28 protein-coding genes are annotated in these 23,433 nt (G+C 41.5%); 11 read left to right on the forward strand and 17 right to left on the reverse strand.

Annotation, left to right across the window (positions count from 1 at the left end; translation table 11 throughout):
* Positions 1-2 precede the first annotated feature (2 nt).
* Positions 3-1,337 carry a magnesium transporter gene (locus MHN30_RS21405; RefSeq protein WP_222243909.1) on the forward strand — a complete coding sequence of 445 codons (1,335 nt, stop codon included), beginning with the start codon at positions 3-5 and terminating at the stop codon, positions 1,335-1,337.
* A 57-nt stretch (positions 1,338-1,394) separates the two neighbouring features.
* Here MHN30_RS21405 and MHN30_RS21410 read toward each other — a convergent pair whose 3' ends face one another.
* From MHN30_RS21410 to MHN30_RS21445, 8 genes are all read right to left on the reverse strand, one after another.
* Entirely contained in the window at positions 1,395-1,607 is a 213-nt protein-coding gene (locus tag MHN30_RS21410) for a cold-shock protein (protein WP_010369631.1), read from the reverse strand.
* A 358-nt stretch (positions 1,608-1,965) separates the two neighbouring features.
* Positions 1,966-2,826, reverse strand: a complete 861-nt coding sequence (locus MHN30_RS21415) for an MBL fold metallo-hydrolase (protein ID WP_239361075.1) — start codon at positions 2,824-2,826, stop codon at positions 1,966-1,968.
* A gap of 78 nt (positions 2,827-2,904) precedes the next feature.
* Positions 2,905-3,702, reverse strand: coding sequence for a transporter substrate-binding domain-containing protein (locus tag MHN30_RS21420; RefSeq protein WP_239361076.1), 798 nt, complete (start codon positions 3,700-3,702; stop codon positions 2,905-2,907).
* A 535-nt stretch (positions 3,703-4,237) separates the two neighbouring features.
* Positions 4,238-6,406 carry a S9 family peptidase gene (locus MHN30_RS21425; RefSeq protein WP_239361077.1) on the reverse strand — a complete coding sequence of 723 codons (2,169 nt, stop codon included), beginning with the start codon at positions 6,404-6,406 and terminating at the stop codon, positions 4,238-4,240.
* A 115-nt stretch (positions 6,407-6,521) separates the two neighbouring features.
* The gene (locus MHN30_RS21430; RefSeq protein WP_239361079.1) at positions 6,522-8,474 is read right to left on the reverse strand and encodes a methyl-accepting chemotaxis protein; all 1,953 of its coding nucleotides are present in this window, start codon (positions 8,472-8,474) and stop codon (positions 6,522-6,524) included.
* A gap of 182 nt (positions 8,475-8,656) precedes the next feature.
* Positions 8,657-9,985: a sigma-54 dependent transcriptional regulator gene (locus MHN30_RS21435; RefSeq protein WP_017217572.1), complete on the reverse strand. Its 1,329-nt coding sequence runs from the start codon at positions 9,983-9,985 to the stop codon at positions 8,657-8,659.
* Complete coding sequence (locus tag MHN30_RS21440; protein ID WP_239361080.1) at positions 9,982-10,518, reverse strand: hypothetical protein; 537 nt, start codon at positions 10,516-10,518, stop codon at positions 9,982-9,984. The genes MHN30_RS21435 and MHN30_RS21440 overlap by 4 nt, the downstream gene beginning before the upstream one ends.
* On the reverse strand, positions 10,515-11,885 hold the full coding sequence (locus MHN30_RS21445) for a sensor histidine kinase (protein ID WP_239361081.1): 1,371 nt from the start codon (positions 11,883-11,885) through the stop codon (positions 10,515-10,517). The genes MHN30_RS21440 and MHN30_RS21445 overlap by 4 nt, the downstream gene beginning before the upstream one ends.
* Positions 11,886-12,259: 374 nt before the next feature.
* Between MHN30_RS21445 and MHN30_RS21450 the strand changes: the two genes are divergently transcribed.
* The 6 genes from MHN30_RS21450 (at position 12,260) to MHN30_RS21475 (ending at position 13,871) form a co-directional block, all read left to right on the forward strand.
* Complete coding sequence (locus MHN30_RS21450) at positions 12,260-12,481, forward strand: EF-hand domain-containing protein (protein WP_239361082.1); 222 nt, start codon at positions 12,260-12,262, stop codon at positions 12,479-12,481.
* A 43-nt stretch (positions 12,482-12,524) separates the two neighbouring features.
* Complete coding sequence (locus MHN30_RS21455; RefSeq protein ID WP_239361083.1) at positions 12,525-12,746, forward strand: EF-hand domain-containing protein; 222 nt, start codon at positions 12,525-12,527, stop codon at positions 12,744-12,746.
* Positions 12,747-12,811: 65 nt separating this feature from the next.
* Entirely contained in the window at positions 12,812-13,033 is a 222-nt protein-coding gene (locus tag MHN30_RS21460) for an EF-hand domain-containing protein (RefSeq protein ID WP_130165974.1), read from the forward strand.
* Between the two features lie 57 nt (positions 13,034-13,090).
* On the forward strand, positions 13,091-13,312 hold the full coding sequence (locus tag MHN30_RS21465) for an EF-hand domain-containing protein (protein ID WP_130165975.1): 222 nt from the start codon (positions 13,091-13,093) through the stop codon (positions 13,310-13,312).
* Positions 13,313-13,370: 58 nt separating this feature from the next.
* Positions 13,371-13,592: an EF-hand domain-containing protein gene (locus tag MHN30_RS21470; protein ID WP_239361084.1), complete on the forward strand. Its 222-nt coding sequence runs from the start codon at positions 13,371-13,373 to the stop codon at positions 13,590-13,592.
* A gap of 57 nt (positions 13,593-13,649) precedes the next feature.
* Positions 13,650-13,871: an EF-hand domain-containing protein gene (locus MHN30_RS21475; RefSeq protein WP_119232709.1), complete on the forward strand. Its 222-nt coding sequence runs from the start codon at positions 13,650-13,652 to the stop codon at positions 13,869-13,871.
* A gap of 428 nt (positions 13,872-14,299) precedes the next feature.
* Here the strand turns inward: MHN30_RS21475 and MHN30_RS21480 are convergent, their stop codons facing one another.
* Together MHN30_RS21480 and MHN30_RS21485 are read right to left on the reverse strand one after the other, a co-directional pair.
* Positions 14,300-14,737, reverse strand: a complete 438-nt coding sequence (locus MHN30_RS21480) for a cupin domain-containing protein (RefSeq protein ID WP_239361086.1) — start codon at positions 14,735-14,737, stop codon at positions 14,300-14,302.
* Positions 14,738-14,751: 14 nt separating this feature from the next.
* Entirely contained in the window at positions 14,752-15,195 is a 444-nt protein-coding gene (locus MHN30_RS21485; RefSeq protein ID WP_239361087.1) for a DUF2798 domain-containing protein, read from the reverse strand.
* A gap of 94 nt (positions 15,196-15,289) precedes the next feature.
* Between MHN30_RS21485 and MHN30_RS21490 the strand changes: the two genes are divergently transcribed.
* Positions 15,290-15,718, forward strand: coding sequence for a MarR family transcriptional regulator (locus MHN30_RS21490; RefSeq protein ID WP_239361088.1), 429 nt, complete (start codon positions 15,290-15,292; stop codon positions 15,716-15,718).
* 338 nt (positions 15,719-16,056) lie between these two features.
* Here MHN30_RS21490 and MHN30_RS21495 read toward each other — a convergent pair whose 3' ends face one another.
* From MHN30_RS21495 to MHN30_RS21510, 4 genes are all read right to left on the reverse strand, one after another.
* Entirely contained in the window at positions 16,057-16,503 is a 447-nt protein-coding gene (locus MHN30_RS21495; RefSeq protein WP_010379331.1) for an Hsp20 family protein, read from the reverse strand.
* Positions 16,504-16,759: 256 nt separating this feature from the next.
* Positions 16,760-16,972: a 4-oxalocrotonate tautomerase family protein gene (locus tag MHN30_RS21500; protein WP_239361089.1), complete on the reverse strand. Its 213-nt coding sequence runs from the start codon at positions 16,970-16,972 to the stop codon at positions 16,760-16,762.
* Positions 16,973-16,982: 10 nt separating this feature from the next.
* Positions 16,983-17,351, reverse strand: coding sequence for a nuclear transport factor 2 family protein (locus tag MHN30_RS21505; protein WP_239361090.1), 369 nt, complete (start codon positions 17,349-17,351; stop codon positions 16,983-16,985).
* Between the two features lie 7 nt (positions 17,352-17,358).
* A complete protein-coding gene (locus MHN30_RS21510) occupies positions 17,359-17,973 on the reverse strand; it encodes a glutathione S-transferase family protein (protein WP_239361091.1) in 615 nt (204 codons plus the stop codon).
* Positions 17,974-18,089: 116 nt separating this feature from the next.
* On the opposite strand from MHN30_RS21510, the gene MHN30_RS21515 reads away from it, so the two are divergent.
* The 3 genes from MHN30_RS21515 to MHN30_RS21525 all read left to right on the forward strand — a co-directional run bounded on the left by MHN30_RS21515 (position 18,090) and on the right by MHN30_RS21525 (position 19,520).
* Positions 18,090-18,971 carry a LysR family transcriptional regulator gene (locus MHN30_RS21515; protein ID WP_130165957.1) on the forward strand — a complete coding sequence of 294 codons (882 nt, stop codon included), beginning with the start codon at positions 18,090-18,092 and terminating at the stop codon, positions 18,969-18,971.
* A gap of 78 nt (positions 18,972-19,049) precedes the next feature.
* A complete protein-coding gene (locus MHN30_RS21520; RefSeq protein WP_019647622.1) occupies positions 19,050-19,208 on the forward strand; it encodes a hypothetical protein in 159 nt (52 codons plus the stop codon).
* Between the two features lie 60 nt (positions 19,209-19,268).
* Complete coding sequence (locus tag MHN30_RS21525; protein ID WP_130165958.1) at positions 19,269-19,520, forward strand: TIGR03643 family protein; 252 nt, start codon at positions 19,269-19,271, stop codon at positions 19,518-19,520.
* Positions 19,521-19,564: 44 nt separating this feature from the next.
* On the opposite strand, the gene MHN30_RS21530 is transcribed toward MHN30_RS21525, so the two are convergent.
* The 3 genes from MHN30_RS21530 to MHN30_RS21540 all read right to left on the reverse strand — a co-directional run bounded on the left by MHN30_RS21530 (position 19,565) and on the right by MHN30_RS21540 (position 23,365).
* Positions 19,565-20,485 carry an acetoacetate decarboxylase family protein gene (locus MHN30_RS21530; protein ID WP_130165959.1) on the reverse strand — a complete coding sequence of 307 codons (921 nt, stop codon included), beginning with the start codon at positions 20,483-20,485 and terminating at the stop codon, positions 19,565-19,567.
* Between the two features lie 217 nt (positions 20,486-20,702).
* Positions 20,703-21,248 carry a GNAT family N-acetyltransferase gene (locus tag MHN30_RS21535; RefSeq protein WP_130165960.1) on the reverse strand — a complete coding sequence of 182 codons (546 nt, stop codon included), beginning with the start codon at positions 21,246-21,248 and terminating at the stop codon, positions 20,703-20,705.
* 62 nt (positions 21,249-21,310) lie between these two features.
* Positions 21,311-23,365 (reverse strand): S9 family peptidase, encoded by a 2,055-nt coding sequence (locus MHN30_RS21540; protein ID WP_130165961.1) that lies wholly within the window; start codon positions 23,363-23,365, stop codon positions 21,311-21,313.
* Between the last annotated feature and the right edge of the window lie 68 nt (positions 23,366-23,433).

Genomic DNA, 23,433 nt, shown 5'->3' on the forward strand with positions numbered 1-23,433 from the left:
CAATGAGCGCAGCAAAAGATACATTAGATTCAGCGGTAGAGCAGCTCAGTGATGAGTTTTTAAGTAAGTTTCCGCTAAAAAGTGCACAGCTCCTTGGCACTTTACCTCCAAACGAAGCCGCTGAATTATTACAACAGCAGGCACAACATATCATTTATCGGTTATGGAAATATTTGCCACCGGGAGCTGCAGAGCAAATTTTCCAGCAATTCCCTGTGGATTATCAAGCACAATTTATCGCGAGCCTAGATAGCCATATTGCGGTTGGGCTATTGAACAAACAGTCGCAGGAAGCGCTGCAGGTGCTACTTGCTCAATTAAAGGAACAGCATTCAACTATAGCGGATGAACTTAGTGAGTTGCTGGTTTTTCCTGAAAATACCGCTGCGAGAATGATGAACAAAAAGGTTCAAGCGTTTTACTCAGATACGACACTACGAGAAGTACTTGCACAGCTGAAGCGATTAGACGGTAAAGTGCCAGATGTCATCTATGTGTTAAACGAACAGCAGGATTTAGTGGGCGAGACTACACTCAATATTTTAGTGGGAAGCTCCTCAAGTAAAACTCTAATGCAGGTTGCGACACCGATCCGAGTCACGCTAAATGTAATGGATCATAAAGATCAGGTCGTGGAAGCGTTTGAAGGGCACAAAGTGCGAGCAATTCCGGTACTTGATGCGCAGCAACAGCTAGTTGGGCAGATCCGATTTTTTGACGCCTATCAGTCAACCAAAGAAGATTTAGCGAGTGATATGCAGACCATGGTAGGTGCGAGTAAAGACGAAAAAGCTCTATCAAGTAGTTGGTTTGCAGTAAAGAAACGGCTCCCGTGGTTACAAATTAACTTGTTAACCGCATTTGCAGCCGCAGCCGTCGTGGGGGCATTTGAGGGATTGATTGCTCAAGTTACCGCTTTAGCTATTTTGCTGCCAGTAGCTGCTGGACAGTCGGGTAACGCAGGGGCTCAAGCTTTGGCGGTAACAATGCGAGGCTTAACACTACGAGAAATTTCAACGCGACACTGGTATCAGGTGATGCTAAAAGAAATGATGGTTGGTCTGCTAAATGGCATAGCAATAGCCGTCACTTGTGGCATTGGCGTATATTTGTGGAGTCAATCACTCGGTCTTGCACTTGTTATTGCGCTTGCGATGATATCGTCTCTTGTCATTGCGGGAAGCTCAGGCGCTATTGTTCCAATAGCATTGAAAAAATTTGGACTCGATCCTGCGCAATCTTCATCAATTGTACTTACGACAATTACAGATATAGCGGGTTTTATGTCATTTTTGGGGATTGCGTTGTTACTGTCAGATATGTTGCCGAAAGGCTAAGTGAGGAGTGAGGAAATTCGTAGAGCTAGTGCAGGCACTAGCTCTGAGCAATACGTATTAGTTAACTACTACGTTGCTTGCTTGAGGACCTTTCTGGCCTTCTTCAACTGTGAAAGACACTGATTGGCCTTCAGTTAAAGTTTTGAAACCGTCAGAAACGATAGCACGGAAATGTACGAATACGTCTTTACCGCCGTTCTCTTGAGTGATGAAACCAAAACCTTTCTCTTCGTTGAACCACTTAACTGTGCCGTTTACTGTGTTAGACATAATTGAAACCTTTTTCAAAAAATTAAATATGTGGTGAAAATCACCGATAAAGCGATAGATAAAACTTAGCTAGTAACGCATTGGTATATCTATAAACGACTTTTTAAAAAAAAGAGTATCAAGAAAAAACAGTGCAGCAGTAGTAAGTGCTCTAAGTATCTAAAGCCTGCATATAGTATAGCGTTCTTAAGGCGCTGTCCAATGAAGTTTGCAACTTTTTTGTTTAAAAAGTGAGCGGAGTGAATTTTGAGCGGATTTATTAGTGTAACTTTGATTGGGATGGACGAATTTGAAACATGTGTTTTCTTCGCTTTATTATTACCAAACTGTCCATCGCATTCTGTGTTTTCCAGCTTGCTTATTTTAAACTTCGATAAAATAAAGTGGTAACGCGCTCTTCTGGTAGCCAATTAGCATAGTTAAGATTAAGTACTTGTAGTGGGCGAGCGGCTACAACTTCTTCCAAGCTTGTATTATTTTTCATTGCATCTAGCATAATCGTTTTAGCTTTTTGTAATAGTGCCAGATAATCTTGTAAATTTTGTTTATCTGTTACAGGGCCATGGCCAGGTATGACGGTGGTCTTGTCGTCTATTTTCTTTATCACATCTTGTACAGCTTTAATTACTCCATCTAAGGAACCGCCGCTGTCGACATCGACAAAAGGTAAGCTGCCTAAATTAAAATAGATATCGCCCATATGTACGGCATTTGCTCGGTCAAAAAAAATCACTGCGTCGCCATCGGTATGGGCGTGATGATAATGCCACAAGTGAGCATGTTCTTGGTTAAAGTGGAGTTTCATATCACTGCCAAATGTCAAGGTTGGCAAGTAGTCAGAACCGTCACCATGTTTTTGTTCTAACCGCTTGTATACATTGTGATGCGCGATAACATGGCTGCCTGCTTGTGCGAAATTTTCGTTGCCTCCTGTATGGTCGCCATGATGATGGGTATTAATCACAAACTCAGGTGCGTTGGGTTGGATAGTTTTGATTTTTGCTTTAATTTGTTCGCTGAGTTTCGCGAACTGATCATCGACAATGTAAACGCCATCTGAGCCTGAACTTATCGCAATATTACCGCCTTGCCCAAATAGCACGTGAAGGCCCTTTGCTACCTCTTGCAACTTAAATTCAATATCATCAGCTTGTGCGTTTGAAATGTTTATTAATCCAAACGCGATGGCAGCGAACGAATTTCTTGCTAATTTAATCATGATCCATCCATTTTTTATTCTATTTTTTGTTTATTTCTATAAAGCAGTGGCTTCAGGTGTTTTATCATGCGTGTCGATTCACTCTTCTGCCGCTGCTGCGTTGTCTATTACCTGCCTCAATGCCGCATCCATCTTTAGGATAAAATCTTGTTTAAATGGATATTTTTCTTCAAACCCTTTTAAGTACCCAATGTGGGCAGTACGACGCATTACTATTTTATCTTCAACAATATTACTGGTGCTTAGACTTGGTGTTATCTGCGACATTTTATTGATACCAAGTAAAGTGGAAAGGCGGTCATTGACGTAACAATCAATGCGCCCACGTGCGAGCTTTTCGATATTTGAACGTGTGCTTTTGTTTTCCCAAAGTTGAATAAGTCCTTGTTTTTGCGCTTCCATTAGGCTTTCATCTAAGATGATATAACCGGCATTAATACCAATATTAAGTACTCTGTCTGGTGTGACATGAGGCAAGTTCTTTAACGTGATCCCTTGATTGCAAAAGGCAACCACTACCTCTTCTTGAAGAGGAATTGAATACGGCCAGATATAGGGGCGTTTTTTGATATGAATATAAGGTGGCATTAACGCCATTGCATCACCGGATGCCATAGAGGAAACACCTCGCTTCCAAGGTACCGCTTGCAAATTAACTTGATATTCATGACTCAGCAAACGTGCAGCTTGCTTCACTATATCTACATAGATGCCATAAAGTTCGCCGTTAATTTGATAACTATAAGGCGGGTAAGCATCGTCGACCAAAATGGTTACTTTAATAGGTGCTGAGTATTCAGGTTTATGGGGAGCAGCGTTAGGTAAAAGCGGCAGAGAGATACAGCAGCAAATAAAAACAAAGCGAAATAAATTCATTTTTCACTTATGTAACGAGTAGTCATTTTTTAAATATAGCCAACAAATAGCGAGTTTGTTAGGAGAGGGTACTAAACTTGTGTTACGAAGAACTTGGGCTATAAATTCCCAATATTTACGTATTTGATATACTTCATCAATGCTTAGATTGAAGCACTTAGGTATTGACACTGCTAAAGTATATTTAACCTGAGCTGCGGATAATTAATGCCTTTCTAGCAGCCAGTTTTAGCGCTAACTGCGTTGAATTCACTTCCAATAGCAAGCTATTGGTGCGTAAATTCGCCTTGCCTACAGGATGTAGATACCTTAGCGAGAGCAGGACGCGGAAGCGGTGTTTTCCCTAAAACTCTCTGGCTAGACAAGGAAAAAACTAAGTTGTGCTTTAGCAACAATGAGTTGGAACATTCCTTATCCAAACCTCAGGTTATTTAGATCTTTTTAGGGCAGATGTGTACTAAAGAAAGTCAGTTGAATAGTTGGGCAAGAGCAATCAAAGGAGGCTGAAGCCTCCTCTGTATAATGTGAACGTTGACTACAGTTTATTCTCTGCGAGTGCGATAAAGAAACTATAGCTTAGTGCGACATCGTGAATACGCTTAAAGCGACCAGACGCACCACCGTGGCCTGCTTCCATATCGGTTTTTAACAGTAATAGATTATCATCTGTTTTATATTCTCGTAGCTTAGCGACCCATTTTGCTGGCTCGAAGTACTGCACCTGAGAATCATGCAAACCCGTGGTTACAAGCAGGTTTGGATAAGCTTGCGCTTTAACTTGATCATAAGGTGAGTAAGACAGCATGTAGTCAAAATATGTCTTCTCATTTGGATTACCCCATTCATCGTATTCATTTGTGGTCAGCGGTAGTGTTTCGTCTAGCATGGTATTGATCACGTCAACAAATGGTACAGCTGCATGTACACCATCGTACAACTCCGGCGCTTGGTTAATGACTGCACCCATTAATAGGCCACCCGCGCTGCCACCTCTGGCATAAATACGTGAAGCATCACCATATTTTTGCTCAACGAGTGCTTTTGTAACGTCAACAAAGTCGTTAAAGGTGTTCTTTTTATTTAACTTTTTGCCATCATCATACCAAGGGCGGCCAAGCGTTTCCGAACCACGAATGTGTGCAATCGCATAGACAAAACCACGGTCTAAAAGGCTTAAGCGGCTTATAGAGAAAGTAGGCTCAACATTAGAACCGTATGAACCATAACCGTATTGTAGTAACGGGTTAGAACCATCTTGCTTGAACTTATCTTTACGATAAACAATTGAAACCGGTACTTTTATGCCGTCACGTGCGGTAATAAAAATACGTTCAGATTGGTAGCTTTCAGGTGCAAAATCGCCCAATACTTTGTCTTGCTTTAATAGTGTTTTGTCTAAACTAGTAAGGTCGACATCATACACAGAAGCCGGGGTCGTCATACTCTGATAACCAATTCTTACCGCATTTGCATCTAGGTTTTCGTTACTCGTTAAATAAACAGCATAAGCCGGGTCATTAAAGGTCAAACGCTTGCTTTCGTTATTATCTAAATTTAATACGGTGATTTGGCTAAGGCCATTCTCGCGTGTTTCGAAAACTAGGTGCTGATTAAATAGCTCAAAGCTATCTAGTTTTGCATCGGCATTGTGCGGTACAACGGTTTGCCATTTTGAAATATCACTTGCATCACTGGCTTTAACGCGCATCAGCTTAAAGTTTACGGCATCTTTATTGGTGTGGATGTAATACCAATCGCCAAGTTTAGCAATGCTATATTCATGGCCACTTTCTCTAGGGATAAAGCGCTCAGGAGTTGCTTTTGCATTATCTGCGTCTAGTAAAGATACACCTGACGCCTCGGTACTTGAATGGTGAATGTATATTTTGCTTTTGTCTTTACTCTTTGAGATATAGGTGTAATAGCTGTTATCTTTTTCTTCGTAAATTAATTCATCTGTGCTTTGTGCTGTGCCTAGAGTATGGCGAAACACCTGATAACCAAGTAAAGTAACAGGATCTTTTTTGATGTAATAGATAGTTTTGTTGTCATTTGCCCAAACGATAGGACCTGAAGCGCCTTCAATCGTATCGTCTAATAACTTACCTGTCGTTAAATCTTTGATTCGAATCGTATAAATTCGACGACTTAATGTATCTTCAGCAAAAGCTAACAGGTTTTCGTTGGTTGAAATGGAAAGACCACCGACACCATAATAGTTTTGACCTTCAGCGCGGATATTCGCATCAAAGATAGCTTCTGCATTTTTACCATCTTGGTGTTCACTGCGGTAATAAGTGAAGTATTCTTTGTCACCCTTAGTGGCACTAAAATAATAATAACTGCCGTTTAATACTGGCACGCTGCGGTCATCTTTGACCACTTTGTTTTTAATTTCGTCAAATAAGGTTTGTTGTAGTTGCTCTGTATTTACGAGCTTACTGTCGGTATAGGCATTTTCTTTGTTTAAGTGTGACAACACCTTTTCGTCACTTCTAGTATCGTCACGTAGCCAGTGATAATTATCGACAAGTTCTTGACCGTGAATGGTCGTCTTGTGTGGGATCTTTTCAGCTATAGGTGCCGTTACCGCTGTGGTTTTCTCAGCGTTAGCTTCAGACTTTGTGTGTTGTGACGGCGCTTCTTGACAACCGAGTACAGCAATCAAAGATGCTGCTACTAATGTAAATTTAAATTTCTTCATTTTTATTTTTCTGTAATAAATCAATTCATCGAGTCTAACTAGTTCTTATTATGAGGACAACTAATTGAGACGATATTTTGTAACAATTGCGAAAAACAAGATATTAGTTTTCTATTCAGTCAATATCAAAGCGGCCAACCAAACGCTCTAAGTCTTTAGCTAAGCTAACTAATTGGTCAGCGCCTGCATTTAATGCGGCTGTTTCTTCTCCAACTTGTCGTACAGAAACATCCACCGAGTCAATCAAACGTCTAGTGTGGCCTGCATTTTCTCCTTGTAATGAGGCCTGTGACGCTATATTTGAAACCGATGTTTTAATCCTTGATACAGCCTGAGCGATGTCAGTAAATGCTTGCTGCGCGCTTTGTGATTGTTTGATTGTCGTCTCAGATTCGCTTACGCTTGATGTCATTTGGGCTGATACCATCCTCGTTTGAGCGATGAGGTTGGTTAACACTTGCTCTATTTCCTGTGTAGCGTCATGTGAGCGCTGTGCAAGCGTTCTTACTTCATCAGCAACCACCGCAAAGCCCCTACCTTGTTCACCTGCACGGGCAGCCTCAATCGCTGCATTTAATGCTAAAAGATTGGTTTGCTCTGCGATAGAACGGATCACGCCTAAAATATTAGTGATATCTTGGCTTTCACTTTCGAGCTGGTTCATGGCGTTGGCGGACTCAGCCAACGAGTGATTAAGCCTCGCAACCTGCGATACTGTACTTTCTATTGTGCTGTTACCACGCTGTGCGTGTCCGTCCGCAGTGACAACATCCTCCAAAGTATGACCGCAGCTTTCACTTATTTCAGTGGCAAGTTGCTCTACGGTTTCAGTGGTCGTGGTAGCACTGGCAGAGTCTTCAGCCTGCGTATGGCATTGATTACGGATATCGTTGATACTCTTTTGTGATCCTAATGCAGCATCATTCAATGTTGAGGCATTACTTTGAATATCTTTTACGAGCGAATTAATTGAGTCCAAGAATTTATTGAACCACGTGGCCAGCTCTCCAATTTCATCGTTGGTGACGACTTTTAAACGTTTGGAAAGGTTGCCTTCACCTTGTGCTATTTCTTTTAAACCATCAGACACCATTTCAATAGGTTCAACTATTTTATTGGCAAGTGTTATTGCAATAATAATAAATAAAATCACCATGATGACTGCGATAATAGTAATACTAATCGTCATATCGTAAGCTGAAGCTAAGATTTCATCTTCATCGATCACTGCGATAAATTGCCAACCGAGTGTGTCAGAGCGATAAATCTTAGCATCATAGGTTTTATTATCAGTTTCAATAGTGAGGTAGGGTTCGTTTGTGGCGCTGCGAATGGCCTTGTAAAGTGGGCTGGTGAGATCTTTAATGTGTTTAAAGTTATGATTTTTATTTTTAGGATCGGCAAGTACAGTGCCTTCGGCATCAAGAAGGATTAAATATCCTGACTCCCCGAGTCGAATATTGCTAACGATATCGGTCAGTGTAGCAAGTGTTACATCTAATGATTGCACGCCAATCACTTTGCCGTCACGTTTTATACCTGTGGCAACAGAAACCATAGCTTGTCCCGTTACTCCTTGATAAGGTTCGGTAAGGATAACTTTGCTGGGATCTTTAGAGGCATTTTGATACCAAGGGCGTTTTCTTGGGTCGTAATCGCCAAGGGGCTCCGCAGGATACTGAATAAAACCACCGGATCCGGTGCCAAGATATACAAACAATAATTCTTCGTGGGTTTGCCCAAATGCCCGATAAAGCTCAAAAATATTGCTTTCGGTTTGGCCGTTCTGTAGCGGAGTCATCGGTTTTTCTGCACCAAAATAAGTGGTAGTGTCTTGACCCACTTGTTGCACAGCCTTGGACTCGGCGAGGAAGCGCGCATTTTTCTTCATCTGCTCAAAAAACAGTACAAAAGACTGCTCGGCTTGCCTTATTTCATTGCCAGAAGCATCAAGGAATTTATCAAGAGAGTCGCTTTTGGTCTGAGAAATGCTGACCACAGAAATCGCTAAAATAGGAATGATCACAGTGAGAACAAAGCTAATAATGAGCTTTTTGCGCATTTTCATACAGACAACCCTTAACTATCCGAGTGTTTTTATTATGCTCCTAGCAGGAGCGCATATTCTCAGGGCAAATCTGAGCCACGGGCGTGGCTCGTTAAAGTCCGTATTACAAGCACTTTGCAATGGTAAATTTGACCAAGCAACGTACATTAGAAATTAAAGCTAATGTTACCCCTCTAATAGGTTTAGCATTGGATCTCATGTTTTTTAAGTAATTTGTAAAAATCAGAGCGATTACGTTGTGCAAGTTTTGCAGCTTCCGACACATTCCCTTCGCAAAGTGCCAGTACTTTTTGGATGTAGTCATACTCAAACTGGCGTTTCGCTTCATTTAATCCCGTAAACGCATTCTGTTCTTTATCCTTAGGCAGGGCTTTTTGTACGATATCTTCAGTGATCATTTTACCTGGCGTAATAGCAACACAGTGCTCCACAATATTATGGAGCTGACGGATGTTGCCCGGCCAATGGTAATTCAACAAATGCGTAATACTTTGTTGGTTAAATTGCTTTTCGCCATCGCTAAGTGCACTTAAGAAGCGTGATGCAAGTAGTGGAATATCTTCCAATCGCTCTCTTAAGCTTGGGATTTCAACAGACACTACGTTTAAGCGATAGTATAAATCTTCACGAAATTGCTTTTCCGCAACGGCGCTTTGAATGTTCTTATGGCTTGCAGAGACAAAACGAACATTGACCTTGTGCTCGGTTTGGCCGCCCACAGGACGAACGGTTCGCTCTTGTAAAACACGCAGTAGCTTAACTTGCAAATCAAGCGGCATATCACCAATTTCGTCGAGGAATAGGGTGCCACCATCTGCTGCTTGTACTAAGCCTTCTTTGTCACTCACGGCGCCAGTAAACGCGCCTTTTTTATGACCGAATAGTTCAGACTCCAACAGGTGGGCGGGCATTGCGCCACAGTTAATCGCAATAAATGGGCCTTGCGCTTGGTTACTGGCCAAATGGATTGCTTTTGCCGTTACTTCTTTACCGGTACCGCTCTCGCCTTGGATGAGGATGTTTGCGTTACTGCTGGCAAGTGCTTGAATTTGTTGTACCAATTGACGCATTGCGGCACTTTGGAATAACAATCCATGGAAGTTATTTGGATCCGAAGTTTGTGCGGTTCTCACTTTTCCTGCAAGCGCCTCATTGATGACATCGAGCATTTGTTGAGAGTCAATGGGCTTGGTTAAAAAGCTCACAAAGCCTTGCTGCATGGCGTCAACAGCGTCAGGAATAGAGCCGTGAGCGGTCATCATCACAACGGGCATGCCGGTATAATACTTCTTTATTTGCTCATTAAGTTCAAAGCCGTTCATGTGTGCCATCTTCAAATCGGTGATGACCAAGTCGATAGGCATTTGCTTGAGGATATTTAACGCTTGCGTACCGCGGTGCGCAACTTCAACTTCGTAGCCGTGACTTTCTAAACGCATGGCCAGTAGCTCAGTTAAAGACGTATCGTCATCCACTAAAAGTAACTTTGCGCCTTGTTGTGTTTGACTCATAGTGAATCCTCCTCAAGTGATGGGTTTTCAGAAAGATCGGTTTCTAAACGTTGTTTTTCTATGTCGGCAAGCTTTTGTTTTAGCTCGGCAAGCTGCTTTTGGGTTTGTAACAATTGCTCTTGGTGCTGTTGCGCCTTATTGTCAGAGTAATAATTACTGATTTTTTGCTCACGAAGGCTTTGAGTGTGCCAAGCTAGCGATTCAAACCAAATGTTGTAATCGTCTGGCCAATAATCTTGTAGTTTTACTTCTTCAATGGCTTTAAGTTGCTTGGTGGTTGAGTCGGTACCGCAATAGGTGTGAATAAAGCCTTGTAAGTGCAGCGCACCTTTATAGTAATCGTTAAATGTCACGTTATGTTTTTTAGCGCACTGGCTGACTAAGGCTTTGATCAACTCAGCTAAAGGCACAAACTTAGCGCTGGTTTCTGTTTTTACAGGGCCAATAAACTGCTTTGTTTGCTCGACGTTTTGCTCTGTTGTGGCACAACCACTGAGCAAAAATAGCGTGATACTTAATGCGATGTATTTCATTTTGGATCCCTTTTTGGAAAGGCGACTTGAATACTGGCGCCAGATTCTACTGATAGCCATTTCACATAGCCTTTTAATTGCTTCACACACTCAGAGACAATGGCTAAACCTAAGCCACTGCCATTATTATTTTTATTTTTCTCACCACGAACAAATGGCTGGAATAATGAATCGGCTTCATTGATGTCGATGCCATCACCGTCGTCACGGACTATCAACAATACTTCGCCATTTTGTTCTTCAATTGAAATAGTGACATTGCTTTTAGCGTGATCAATGGCATTGCTCACTAACTGAGTTAACACTAATTTGCACGGAAGATAAGGTACTTTTAGCTCATCATGATTTTGCCAGTTCACTATCACATCAGTCTTTCCTAGCTTATCGCTAAGATGTTTTGAGACTTCTTCTTGGATAAGATTCATTTCGGCGTCGTGATGTAGGCTATCAGGGTGACTGGCCGCGCTATAGCTGAGCAAATCATCGATCAATGATCCAAGCTTTGCAACAGAGTTTTCCATAATGATGAGAATACGTTGTTGTTTTGGGTTAACATCTCCAAGCAATCCACTATTTAATAAGCTGCTTCCTTCGTTTAGCGATGCCAAAGGGGTTTTAAGTTCATGAGTAACATGGCGCAAGAAGGTTTCTTTTTGTTGTTGAATACGCTTAAGTTCGAGTCTTAGCCAATTTAACCTGTCACCCAACTGCTGCAATTCATGGCTGCCAGAGAGTTCTACCGACTTATCAAAATTACCTTTACCTACTTCAGATACCGCAGATTCTACCTGATTAAGCTGCTGACAAATCCGGTTGATCAAAAAGATGCTGATCACGATAAGGGTGGGTAGCAAGATAACGAGACCGAACATAAACCATGTTTGCAGTTGCACGAAATGAGCTTCTTGATCAGATAAGCGCTTATTAAGTGTTTGCTGAAAGCTTTCCTCGAATTGATTAAGCACCTTAACCAATTGTTGGAACTCTTCAGCTTTTGAAGTGGCATTGATCTCATCGGGAGCGAATTGTCGCCATTTAGCAACAAACAGCGAATCGGGTAGGTTTATTTTTAATAATTGAATGCGTTTTTTGGTGTTTTGCCACTTCTGCTCGATGCTTTCTTGCAGTGTTTCACTTTGCAACAGCTGGTTATTTTGCAGTGCTTTTTCAAGCGCACTGATATCCGCTTTTACAAAATTGTATTCAAGAATAAGCTTTTGATTTTTATTATAAATATCCTGTGTTTTTTGTTGGTTTTTGGATAGTGCTTGGGCGTACCACAAAGTCAGTGTGAGTATTGGTAGCACACCAATAAACATGGCAATAAGTGCCTGTTTTTGTAATGACTGAGAAAAAATTTTTTTCACGATGCTAAATCCTTTAAAAGGGTGCACAAATTTCAATCAAATGGCGTTGCGAGATTTGCAAAATTTTCTATCCAAAAATTTACCTGTTGCAAAGCTGCGACAATCTAACTTTAAGAAAAATAAAGACTTTTTATTTTTCGCTTTTTTAACTGTTGCCATTTAGCAACAGCTTGCCTTAATCCAACCTTAATCTTTTCATGTGGTTTTCCTTAACTCGTTGATAAACCGTGTTTTTTCAATTTTGGCATCAAAGTTGGAATAGTTATCTCGAAAGCGAAAAACGAAACGCAAAAACAAATGCAAAATCAGTTTTTAGCTTTAATAGCAAAACGTTTAACACAGAATTTAGTTTTTAATCTTATGAGGAAAGCACGATGAAAAATCTAGCAATCGCAGTATCAGCAGCAGTAATGACTTTGGCATCAGTAGGTGCACATGCAAACACTGATTTCGACAAACTAGACATGAATGGTGACGGTTACATCTCTATTGAAGAAGCAAAAGTAGATGAAGGCCTTCTTGCTCAATTTAAGGAGCTAGATACTGACCAAGATGGTCAACTAAGCCAAGCAGAATTTGATAACTACGAAGGGTAATTTGCCGAGTTATCACATCACTTTAATCGTTAAGGAGAAGATCATGAACAATTTACTAGCAGCACTATCAATCACAGGTATGACATTGGTTTCAGCATCGGCAATGGCGATGGACGACTTCGAAAAGTACGACACTGATGGCAGCGGCACAATCAGCATGGCTGAAGCAGAGGTTAATCCTAAGTTAGCTGAGCAATTCAAGACTCTTGATGTTGACGGTAACGGCGAGCTGAGCGAGTCAGAGTACGAGCACTTTGAAGGCTAATTTAAAAGCTCGATATCGGTGAGTCTTCGGACTCTCCGTCAAGACTGAACTTTAAGGAGAATATGATGAAAAATCTACTAGTAGCAGTATCCCTTGCTGGCCTGTCAATGGCATCAGTTAATGTAATGGCTGGTGACGACTTTGCCAAGTACGATGCCGATGGTAGTGGCACAATTAGCATGAGCGAAGCGAAAGTAAATCCAAATCTTGTTGAGCAATTCACTCAGCTAGACGGTAACGCTGACGGCGAGTTAAGTGAATCAGAATTCGCAAATTTTAAAGGCTAAGTAATAGCCCTCTAATTTCATGAAACGAACAGTATTTAAATTTTTGAGGAATAAATGATGAAAAACGTACTAATTGCACTATCAATCACAGGTTTATCTTTCGCGTCTGTTAATGCAATGGCGGGTGAAGACTTTGCGGCGCTAGACACAGATCAAAGCGGCACAATCAGCATGAGCGAAGCACAAGCACACTCGGCGCTTGCAGAGCAATTTAAAGAATTAGACGCTGATGCAAATGGCGAGCTAAGCGAAACAGAATTCGCAAATTTTAAAGGCTAAGTAATAGCCCTCCAATTTCATAAAACGAACAGAGTTTAAAATTTTTGAGGAATAGATGATGAAAAACGTACTAATTGCACTATCAATCACAGGTTTATCTTTTGCGTCTGTTAATGCTATGGCGAGTGAAGACTTCGCAGCGCTAGATACAGATCAAAGCGGCACAATCAGCATGAGCGAAGCACAAGCACACACTGCACTTGCAGAGCAATTTAAAGCGCTAGACGTTGATGCAAACGGCGAGCTAAGCGAAACAGAATTCGCAAATTTTAAAGGCTAAGTAATAGCCCTCTAATTTCATGAAACGAACAGTATTTAAATTTTTGAGGAATAAATGATGAAAAACGTACTAATTGCACTATCAATCACAGGTTTATCTTTCGCGTCTGTTAATGTAATGGCGGGTGAAGACTTCGCGGCGCTAGATACAGATCAAAGCGGCACAATCAGCATGAGTGAAGCACAAGCGCATACTGCACTTGCAGAGCAATTTAAAGCGCTAGACGTTGATGCAAATGGCGAGCTAAGTGAATCAGAACTCGCAAATTTTAAAGGCTAATTAGAGCTGGAAAAGTAAATTTACCTGCGCAAAGGAGTGACAGAGGAAAAGGAACTGATGTCAGGGAGCAGGGAATAGAGTTCAAAGATTATGATTATTGTTGAGTAACTGGCAACACTACTGATTTGTTCAACTAAGCGCTTTTTTCGGGCACGTTTAAACAAACTGGTATAAAGGAATACTTACAGCGAGGCATCGCTATCAGAATCTTTGAGCTCCAAATTGAGAATTTGGATGTCATTAGGGAAGTAAAGTGAAGGATCATAGTCGGTAAGAGTAAGGCGGTTATTCGCACCGCACCCAAAGCTTGGCTTAATAGCCAAGCTTTTTTTGTTTTGAGTGTATTGATTTTTGTAAGGTGTTAAATGTAACTCTGTGGATAGCACTTAAAGTTGATATTTTTCAATCATTAGCTGTGGCAGCGCAAGCTAACAAAAATGAATTTTGTACTTTTTGGCAAACTTAAGTCTCTCTTGTTTACTCAAGGCTGTTCCATCTGACAACCTTGCGATATCTCGAATAAAATTTTCCGACGGTCCTGAAGGTAAATTTATGACAAGTAAATGGCTATCGGTCAACGCTTTAAAGCGCCTCTTAACATTAGGACCAGCCACAAGTAAGTCACCTTTACCTGCAGTAATAACCTCATTTTCAACACCAAATTCTATAGAGCCGTGGATGATATAGAAAATTTCATCATCTATTTCATGGTAGTGCCAAGGTGCGGCATTGCCTTGTGGTATCAGGCTATCAAATATTGAGACTCTATTGTTGGTATCTTCTCCCGTAACAAGTAGTGATGTTATTTCTCCACCAACAAGACGATGAGTTTCTGCGCTATTAGCTTTAATGTATTTGTATCTCATAACAAGCTTCTTTTTCAGCTAGCCATAAATCGTTCAAGGCGAGGCTTCACAGTCAATGTCATAAAAACTGAAATTAATAACCCGACAGGCAGCGCGATGGTAAATGCATGAAACCAAGTGTTGATAAATTCACTCATGGATCTGTAAGGGACATTATTAATAGTTGTAACCGCGGCCATAATTCCTTCCATGATATTGGCCATTGATATACCAATCACAGTATTTTTAATGATCTTTGCTGTGTTTGGCATCAGTGATTCAGCAACCTTTGAGATTACCATAACCATGACAAAGCCAATTGGAGCAATAGTTGTGGCAGACAATAAAGTAGAGGTCAGCCATTGCTCAACAAACCGGTTGGTAAACCCTATATTTTGATAGGTCATCACGAAAGTTAATATACCCACCAATGCGACTACCATAGGGGCCGCAACAAGTACCTTTTTAATTAAATTCATAATCGCCTCTCCATTAAAGTTGATATTATCAACTATTGATGCTGTAAAGGTTAGGTGTTATTGTTGATAATGTCAACCAATGAAGGAGTGGATTTTGAACAGAGAACTTCCAGATAGCTTTTTAGCATTAACCTTTAAGTTTAAATCTCTAGTTTTAAAAGCAGTTAGAGAGCAGGGGATTGATATGGTACCGATGGAAATTCAGTCGCTTCATCTAATTAATAGAACAGAAAACTGTACAGCTGCTCTGATGTCAGAACTAATGGATAGAGATAAAAGTCAATTAGCAAGATTGATTAAAGAGATGTCAAAGAAGGGGTTAATAGAAAAGACAAAAAATCCAAATGATACTCGAAGCCATTTTTTAGGTTTAACAAAGGATGGCAAAGCGATATTGAAACGAATGCTTGTCATAGAGGCTGAGTTGATACAAAAAATGTGTACTGGCCTATCTCACGAACAAGTAGAAGTATTTAACAATATTGCGGTGATCATGACTGCTAACTTGGCAAGAGAGCCATAGATGTTGGCGTAACTGTTGTTATCGGTGTTTTATTATGAATTGTATGTTGGATGTCTTGAGATGAACGCCAGTGGGAGCGACCCCAAATTATCTATAGATACCAGTTTGCTGTTCAGAACGCTTTGGAGATAACTGCGCTTCCTGCTCGCACTAAGGTGCCTACACTTTGTAGGCAAGTCGAATTGAGCTGGCGATTAGAACTGAGTTTAACGCTGCTAGTTTAAAACGTACTCAACGCTATAAAATGGGTAAACTAGCTACTCAAAACAAAAAAGTCGCCCGAGGGCGACTTGGAAACGTGACATCATGTAAAAACAGGGGGAAGTGACCTTAATCGATTATTTATTTTCGATGAGATTGCCTTTGCCAATTTCAATCTTTCTTGGCTTGAGTGCTTCTGGAATCTCGCGCTCAAGGTCAATGACTAACAGGCCGTTTTCAAGTCCTGCGCCAATCACCTTGACGTGATCGCCAAGTTGGAATTTACGCTCAAAGTTACGCTCTGCGATACCTTGATGGATAAATTTACGCTCAGCTTTGTCTTCTTTGTTTTGCTTTTCGCCTTTGACTGTCAGAGTATTGTTTTCTGACTCAAGGCTAAGCTCTTGCTCGGTAAATCCGGCAACAGCCATGGTAATTTGGTACTTGTCTTCACCGGTGGCTTCAATGTTATATGGTGGAAAGCTTGGTTGCTTTTCGTTGCGTGATGCTGCATCCATTAGCTGTGCTAAATGGTCAAAACCGATGAATGAACGATAAAGTGGAGATAGGTCTACTGTACGCATAATTTGTATCCTCATAAAGCGATAATTAAGCTATTTATTGCTTCAATTAAAGCCAATAAATAGCATATAAAACATTTACTTAGTTTAGGTTGGGACCCTGTCGGCGTCCTCACAATACTATCTATGGACGAGGCAAATACTTTTCAAGAAACTTTTTTAAAAAAGTTTTTATTTACCTGAATTTTATAAGATTCTTTTTCAAGAAAACTGTCTTTGCAGGTGAAGAAGCACCATTTGATGCCTCTTTTTTATTGCGTTATTTAGGATTTAAGTTTTGCTGTCTCAACATAGAGACTTGATCAAACCCTATTCCCCAGTCGTCAGTTTCAACTTCTTCTATAATGACAAAAGTAACTTGTGGCGCTTTATCAAGGACATCCACCATAAGCTGAGTTGCACCTTTTATTAAGGCTTGCTTCTGAGCAGGTGTAACGCCTTCCTTTGTGATTTTAATATTGACGATAGGCATTGATTATCTCCTACAGATCATCATACATTTTGTTGACGATACGCCATTGTTCATCTTCCTTAAGTAAACCGATAAAGTCGATATAGTGATGTTCAAATAGTGGGCAATACAGCTTGACCATTGCTTGATGGTTTACAACATCCACCGACAAAATACGGTAATTAAAAGCAGCGCTTTGGCTTTCGGGCGTTTGTCGAGATGAGACCAAATCTAGCCACTGTGATTTTGTGCGCCTCATCCCTGGAGCTTTGAGCACCGCGTCAGCGTGGAAAATCGCATCTAACTTTTTAATATCTCCTTGGTGTAGCCCTTCAAAATATTGTTGAATAACCGCAGTTACTTTGTCTAAATCCTGTAGTTTGAAAATAGGCTTAGTCATATTAAGCTCATACGTCTGTACTGTGTGCTTGTTCAGCTGCTATTGAGGCGATAAAGCTGGGCCTTGCCTCAACTGCAGCTAACAGTTTGCTGACTTTTTCTGGAATGACAATGTCAACTGGAAAATAGGCGCCCCAACGCGCATATACAGCCAGCATGATATCCGCAGCGGAAACCTGATCGCCGCCTAAAAATGCTTGCTGCGCTAACTTTTTCTCGACTAACACCCATAATTCGTTGATGGCAACCGCTGCCGCTTCTAAGAATGGCTGGCGTGCATGCTCGTCAGCAATCGCACCGGTGGCAAAAAACAGACGATTGTAAGCCGGGTGCATCGTAGCATTAGCAAACAGAATGTTTTCTATCGCTTGTTGCTTTTGAAAAACATCAGCTCGAGGAAGAAGGCTATTTTCGTGTTTATTGAGTAGATAAAGTAAGATTGCAGCTCCTTCTACTAAGCTGTTTTCGCCATCGTTAAGAACCGGGATTTTACCTGTTGGGTTAATGGCTAAAAAGTTATCAACACCGCGTTTGTCAACAAGTTCGAAGGGTTGTTTTAGTTCTCTTAATATGACTTGCGTTGCTAGCGCACAAGCACCTGGTAAGTAATATAACGTATACATAATGGTTTTCCTTATTGGCTAAAAGACAAGCTCAGTGTATAAACTAGATGTTGTTTGATATATAGCTACAATGAGAACCAAGAGTTCACATAGTGGAAACAATAATCAAGGAAAGTATGAACAAGCTACGAGCGATAGAAATGTTTGTAAAACTGGCTGAGGTACGCAGTTTTACTCGTGTTGCAGAGCAATATAATACGTCCAAATCCATGATCAGTAAGGAGATCAGCCGACTAGAAGCTGAGCTTGGTGCGCGGCTTATACATCGCACCACGCGCAATTTACAGCTCACGCATGTTGGAGAAGGCTATTTACAACGTGCTAGGGATATTCTCAATAAGTTAGAGGATGCAGATACCTTCATACAAGAGTCGCAGCAAGCACCAAAAGGCAAGCTAAAAGTGAATGTGCCAATGGTGCTTGGGATCACTGACTTGGCAGCAATGTTCGCCGACTTTATGCAAGCGTATCCTGATGTCGATCTTGAAATACATTTAGGGGATGAGGATATCGACTTAGTTGAACAGGGGTTCGATTTAGGTTTTCGGGCTTCCAGTCGCCCGTTCGACTCAAGTTATATAGGAAAAGAAATTACTCAATTTAGCTATCATGTATGCGCCTCACCACAATATTTAGCGAGTCACCCTGAAATCGATTCAGCACAAGATTTAATTCATCATAATTGTTTTGAATACAGCTATTCAAAACGCAAGAACTTATGGCCATTAGACGAAGGTGTGCGAATAAAAGGCTCCCTTAAAGTGAACAATGTCCTTTTTATGTTGCAGGCAATTAAAAGCCATTTGGGCATAGGGGTTTTACCTGAATTTGCCTGTAGAGAAGCACTTGAAAAGGGCGAGGTCGTTAGTATTTTACAGCATGCTGATAAACCTACACTCGCCTTATATGCACTATATCCAGCACGCCAATTTGTGCCAGCCGCGGTGCTTCAATGTATCGAGTTTTTACAGGCTTGGTTTAAGCGTGAAGGGTACTGATTGTTAAGCAAATAAGGTGGTTTACATTACTTCATTACTTTGCCACATTAACTACTGGTTTAGATGATGGAATAGTCAATGAAATGTGATAAACAAAATGCCAATCGAAAAATAGGTTTGGGGCTCGCTATCGGCGCGGGAATAGGCACAGCCGTGGGCGTTGCATCAGGGCAAATCATGTACACCTTGCCTATTGGCATTGCGATGGGAATATTGATTGGTCGTAAGTATTTTTAATCTATTTTGGCACTCGGTGCGTATGTGTGATTCTGATTAGAACACAACAAGATTAAGCAAGTGCAATTTAGTGACTCAGAAATTTCCAGGATCATTGAAATGGCGTGGGAAGATAGGACGCCATTTGAAGCTATCGAGCGACAGTTTGAGCTTAGCGAGCCTGACGTGATCAAGTTGATGCGTTGTAGCCTAAAATCCAGTAGTTTTAAGCTATGGCGGCAACGAGTAAATGGCCGTAATACAAAGCATAGTAAACTTAGAAGCAAAGCGGTAAATCGCGGATACTGCAAAACGCAATACAAGCAAAGGTAATTAAAATGCAGAGGCCGTTAAGCCTCTGCCTATACTAATGAAGGTTACCTATCGTAAAGTGGTAGCGCAACGCCTTCAACGTTAGTGAATTCTAATACCGCGATAGGAGTAAACTGCGTTTTGCGTAAAAATCGCGTGGTGACACTTTTTGGCGAGTGAATCGTAAACTTACCAACGAAAGGCAAGATCCAGCCGCTAGCTGAGGTCAATACACCACTTAGTTGAGGGATCTTAGACTCATCGGGAAGGTTAAAGCTGGGCACAACGTTGTCACCGACCGAGTATAGTGGTGTGTTTGTGCCAATTTTGCGCTGATATTCAGCACTGAGTAAAGGCTTACCATTTTTCTTGGCCAGCTCAAGACGATGTGTATTTTCACTTAGGGTGATGTCAACTTGGGCCAATTGTTTGGGGTAACCCCATATTTCACCGGCCTCAACCGCTTTTGCATTGTCCAACATCAAATGAAAGTTGAATGAGGCGTAGTCGTGAGGGAGCCCCATCGACTGCTTTTCAGCATTAGCAGTATTGATAGTTGTAAATGCAGCCATTGCATAGTTTACTTGTGCTTCAAGGGAGTTCAGGTCGCTTGGACAAGGTAAGTCGAGATCTGGCGTATTTCTGCGTTGAATAAAAAACGTTGCGACCGTTTCGTTGTATGCTCCTGCTGGACTTTCTGTGATTTTTTGAGTGTAAAAAGCCGCAATACCTTTTCCGGAGCTTTTGCCATCACATTTTGGCGTAACAACTTTCCAACCGTCATTCCATAAAAATCGTCTTGCTCGTTTTGCATTAATTAAACCCAGGACTGCACTGGTTGCTTCTCCCTTGACATGAAAAGGTACAGAGATTTCAGTGCCGTCATCCAAGTATTTTATTTCAGTGGTTGGGTATGTATTCTCGAGGTCAAAGGCGAGAGTATGGGCGCTAAAGATGAGTCCTAGCACGACTGCATTTTTTATCATTTTGCTTTCCTTAAGTAGTGAGATCAACAAAGTAGATTGTCAAATTCAAGACAAGTTTAGTGATTGTTTCCTTTTTGGGGATGTTATGTTAACAGCGGAATGTGAAAAATCAAAGTGCTTTAGTCGATAGAATATATTGGTGGTTAGTTCTCAAAGCGACATTAAGTATGTCGCTGATTTAAAGTGATTAAGTTTAGGGAAAAGGCTATCACTTTGGTTAATGTACGTCGCTTGCAAGTAAGCCGAATAGTGCAGAGTCTGAGACTTCACCAGCAATTTCCCAGCGAGCACGTAAGTGACCTTCTTTAGTAAATCCAAGTTTTGTTAGCACTTTGGCTGAGCCGATATTAGCAGGATCAATTTCAGCTTCAATACGCCTCAACTGCAGTGTTGAAAAAGCATAGTCAATGAGTGCTGAGCCCGCTTCTTGAATTACACCTTGCCCCCAGTGAGATTTGGCAATACCAAAGCCAATTTCGGCGCGACGTGACTCTTTATCCCAGCTAAACAGTAAACATTTGCCAATTACTGTTTCATCACTTTTCGAAACAATGGCCAGTGTGATCGCTTGTTGTGTAGTCAAGTCTTCATGTGATTGCTTGATAAATTGCGTTGCATCGTCAAGGCATTCCCAAGGTGGCGTGTTCCAATAGCGCATGACGTCTGCGTCCGAGAATATGGCAAATAGCGCTTCTGCATCTTGTGGGGTTAAGGGTCTAAGTGTGAATCGCTCGGTGTCGAGTTTGATTGTAGTTAATTGCAATATCTTTTTTCCTTGATAAAAAAGGGCGCAAATTAGCGCCCTCAAACAATAAGCTAGCTTACTTATTTATTCGCGTCTTTAACGGCTTTTAGCTTCGCCGCGTGGTCAATTTCATAATCTGGCATGTCTTTTTTGCCTTCGATTAGGTAGTTGTCCATCCAGCGCATCAAGCGCAAGCTGTAGTCATATTGAGCCGCTGCTTTGCGGTTACCGTGACCTTCGCCTGGATAGTAAACTAGACGTACGTCTTTACCTTGCACTTTCATATAGCGATATAGCTCCATAGATTGTGCTGGGTGTACACGTGGGTCATCTTTACCATGCATAATTAGTAATGGCGTCTTCGATTGACCAGCCCAGTAAATCGGACTGCGCTCTAGGTACCACTGCCATTTATCCCAAGGGTAAGAGCGAGCGTGCACTAGGTACATTTCGTTTGAGATATCGGTAGTACCAAACTTAGATAGTTGGTTCGTTACCCCAACAAACATCACGCTTGCCGCAAAGTGTTCAGTTAGTTTTGTAGCACCCCAAGCAGAGGCATAACCGCCGTAAGAGCCACCAGTAATACCAACACGCTTAGTGTCTACTAAACCGGTATTGACTAGGTATTCTTTCATATCTACTAAGTCGTCAAACTCTTTACCTGCGTAGTCGCCTTGGCCAAGTTTTGAGTAATCAACGCCTTTACCCGTCGAACCACGGTAGTTTGGATAGAATACTGCATAGCCGCGTGCTGCGCCCATTTGACCTGGATCTGAATAGCTCGTGAGCCAGCCATTCTTATCGTGGCTTTCAGGACCACCGTGCACTGACATGATCAGTGGATAACGCATACCTTCTTGATAATCAAGTGGATAAATTAATACGCCACCAATTTCAACACCATCGCGGGCTTTGAAGTTAATAGCCTCTTGTTTTGCAAAACGCTTGTTGTCTAACCACGGGTTTGAGTTTGATAGACGAGTTGCCTTGCTTGAGCGGATCACAAACACTTCATTAGGGTGCTTAGCTGTATTCGCACGTAGGGCAATGGTTTTGTCTGAATCAGAGATTGATAGATTCGATGCGATAAACTTACCTTCTTTGATAAGTTTCTTGTATTTGTTTGAGCCAACTTTAATTTGGCCAACAAAACTTTCAGCGCCGACGTTTGCGACAAAAGTCAGCTGGTTCTTACGGTTTGACCACTCAAAATCACCGATGTGACCCATAAAGTTTGGGATCCACTCTTCTACTTTGCCGCTTTGTGCATCGGCAAGGTATAAGCGACCAGTTGCCGGGTCGTGCTTGTCTTCAGCGCCTAAAATCGCGATGTATTTACCATCGTGAGAAAACTCTGCGGTACCAAGCTTACCTTCTGTTTTGAATGACGTGGTAATTTGTTGTGTTTTCGCATCAAGTACATGCCATTGTGACTTCATATACTTGTCATCAATAAGCGCTGTAGGCTGGGTTTTTACCAGTAACTTAGAGGCATCATCAGCCCAGTTGATTTCACTAACATAGCCTTCGATGTTCAGTGCCGCTGGAGTTAACGGTTTTTCTGATGCTGCAAGATCAATGATATGAAGCTGTTTGTTCTTTAAACCCAGTTCATACACTTCAGCCATAAAACCAAGCTTTTTCAGCTCTTTTTCTGACTTATCGGCAGCTGGCATAGCAAGGATAGCAACCTGTTTGCCATCAGGACTTAGGCTATAAGCTGAGATCCCAGTTCCTTTTAGTGAAAGCACTTTCTGTGCTTCCCCACCGTTTACCGCGATGCGATAAAGGGCGCGTTGCTTGTCTTCTTTTTTCTTGGTTAGGAAATAAATGAACTGACCGTCGGCCGACCAAGAGATGCTTGAGATGCTCACTTTACCGGTGATAAATGGGCGCTCTACACCTTCGTCGTCAATCACATAAAGTTCACTGTAATTAGAACCATTTTGGTCAACGTAAAGCTCGCGCGGTACAGAGCGAGTAAAAGCAACGAGTTCGCCGTCAGGACTCACCGACGTTGAGCTTACCGATTGGATCTTTGGGATGTCTTCAATAGTGATGGTATCGCTTGCGAGGCTTGCAGCACTGGTGAAGCCCATTGCTAAAGCCAAAGCAGACTTAAGTAGTTTCATTATTTATCCTAAATTTTCATTCACTTGTTGTAACTTCAAGATGAAGTTTTTAGGCATTCTACTTGTCA

Origin of the sequence: Pseudoalteromonas sp. OF7H-1 (assembly GCF_022347825.1) — a bacterium.
In the GTDB taxonomy this organism is placed as follows: Bacteria; Pseudomonadota; Gammaproteobacteria; order Enterobacterales; family Alteromonadaceae; genus Pseudoalteromonas; species Pseudoalteromonas maricaloris.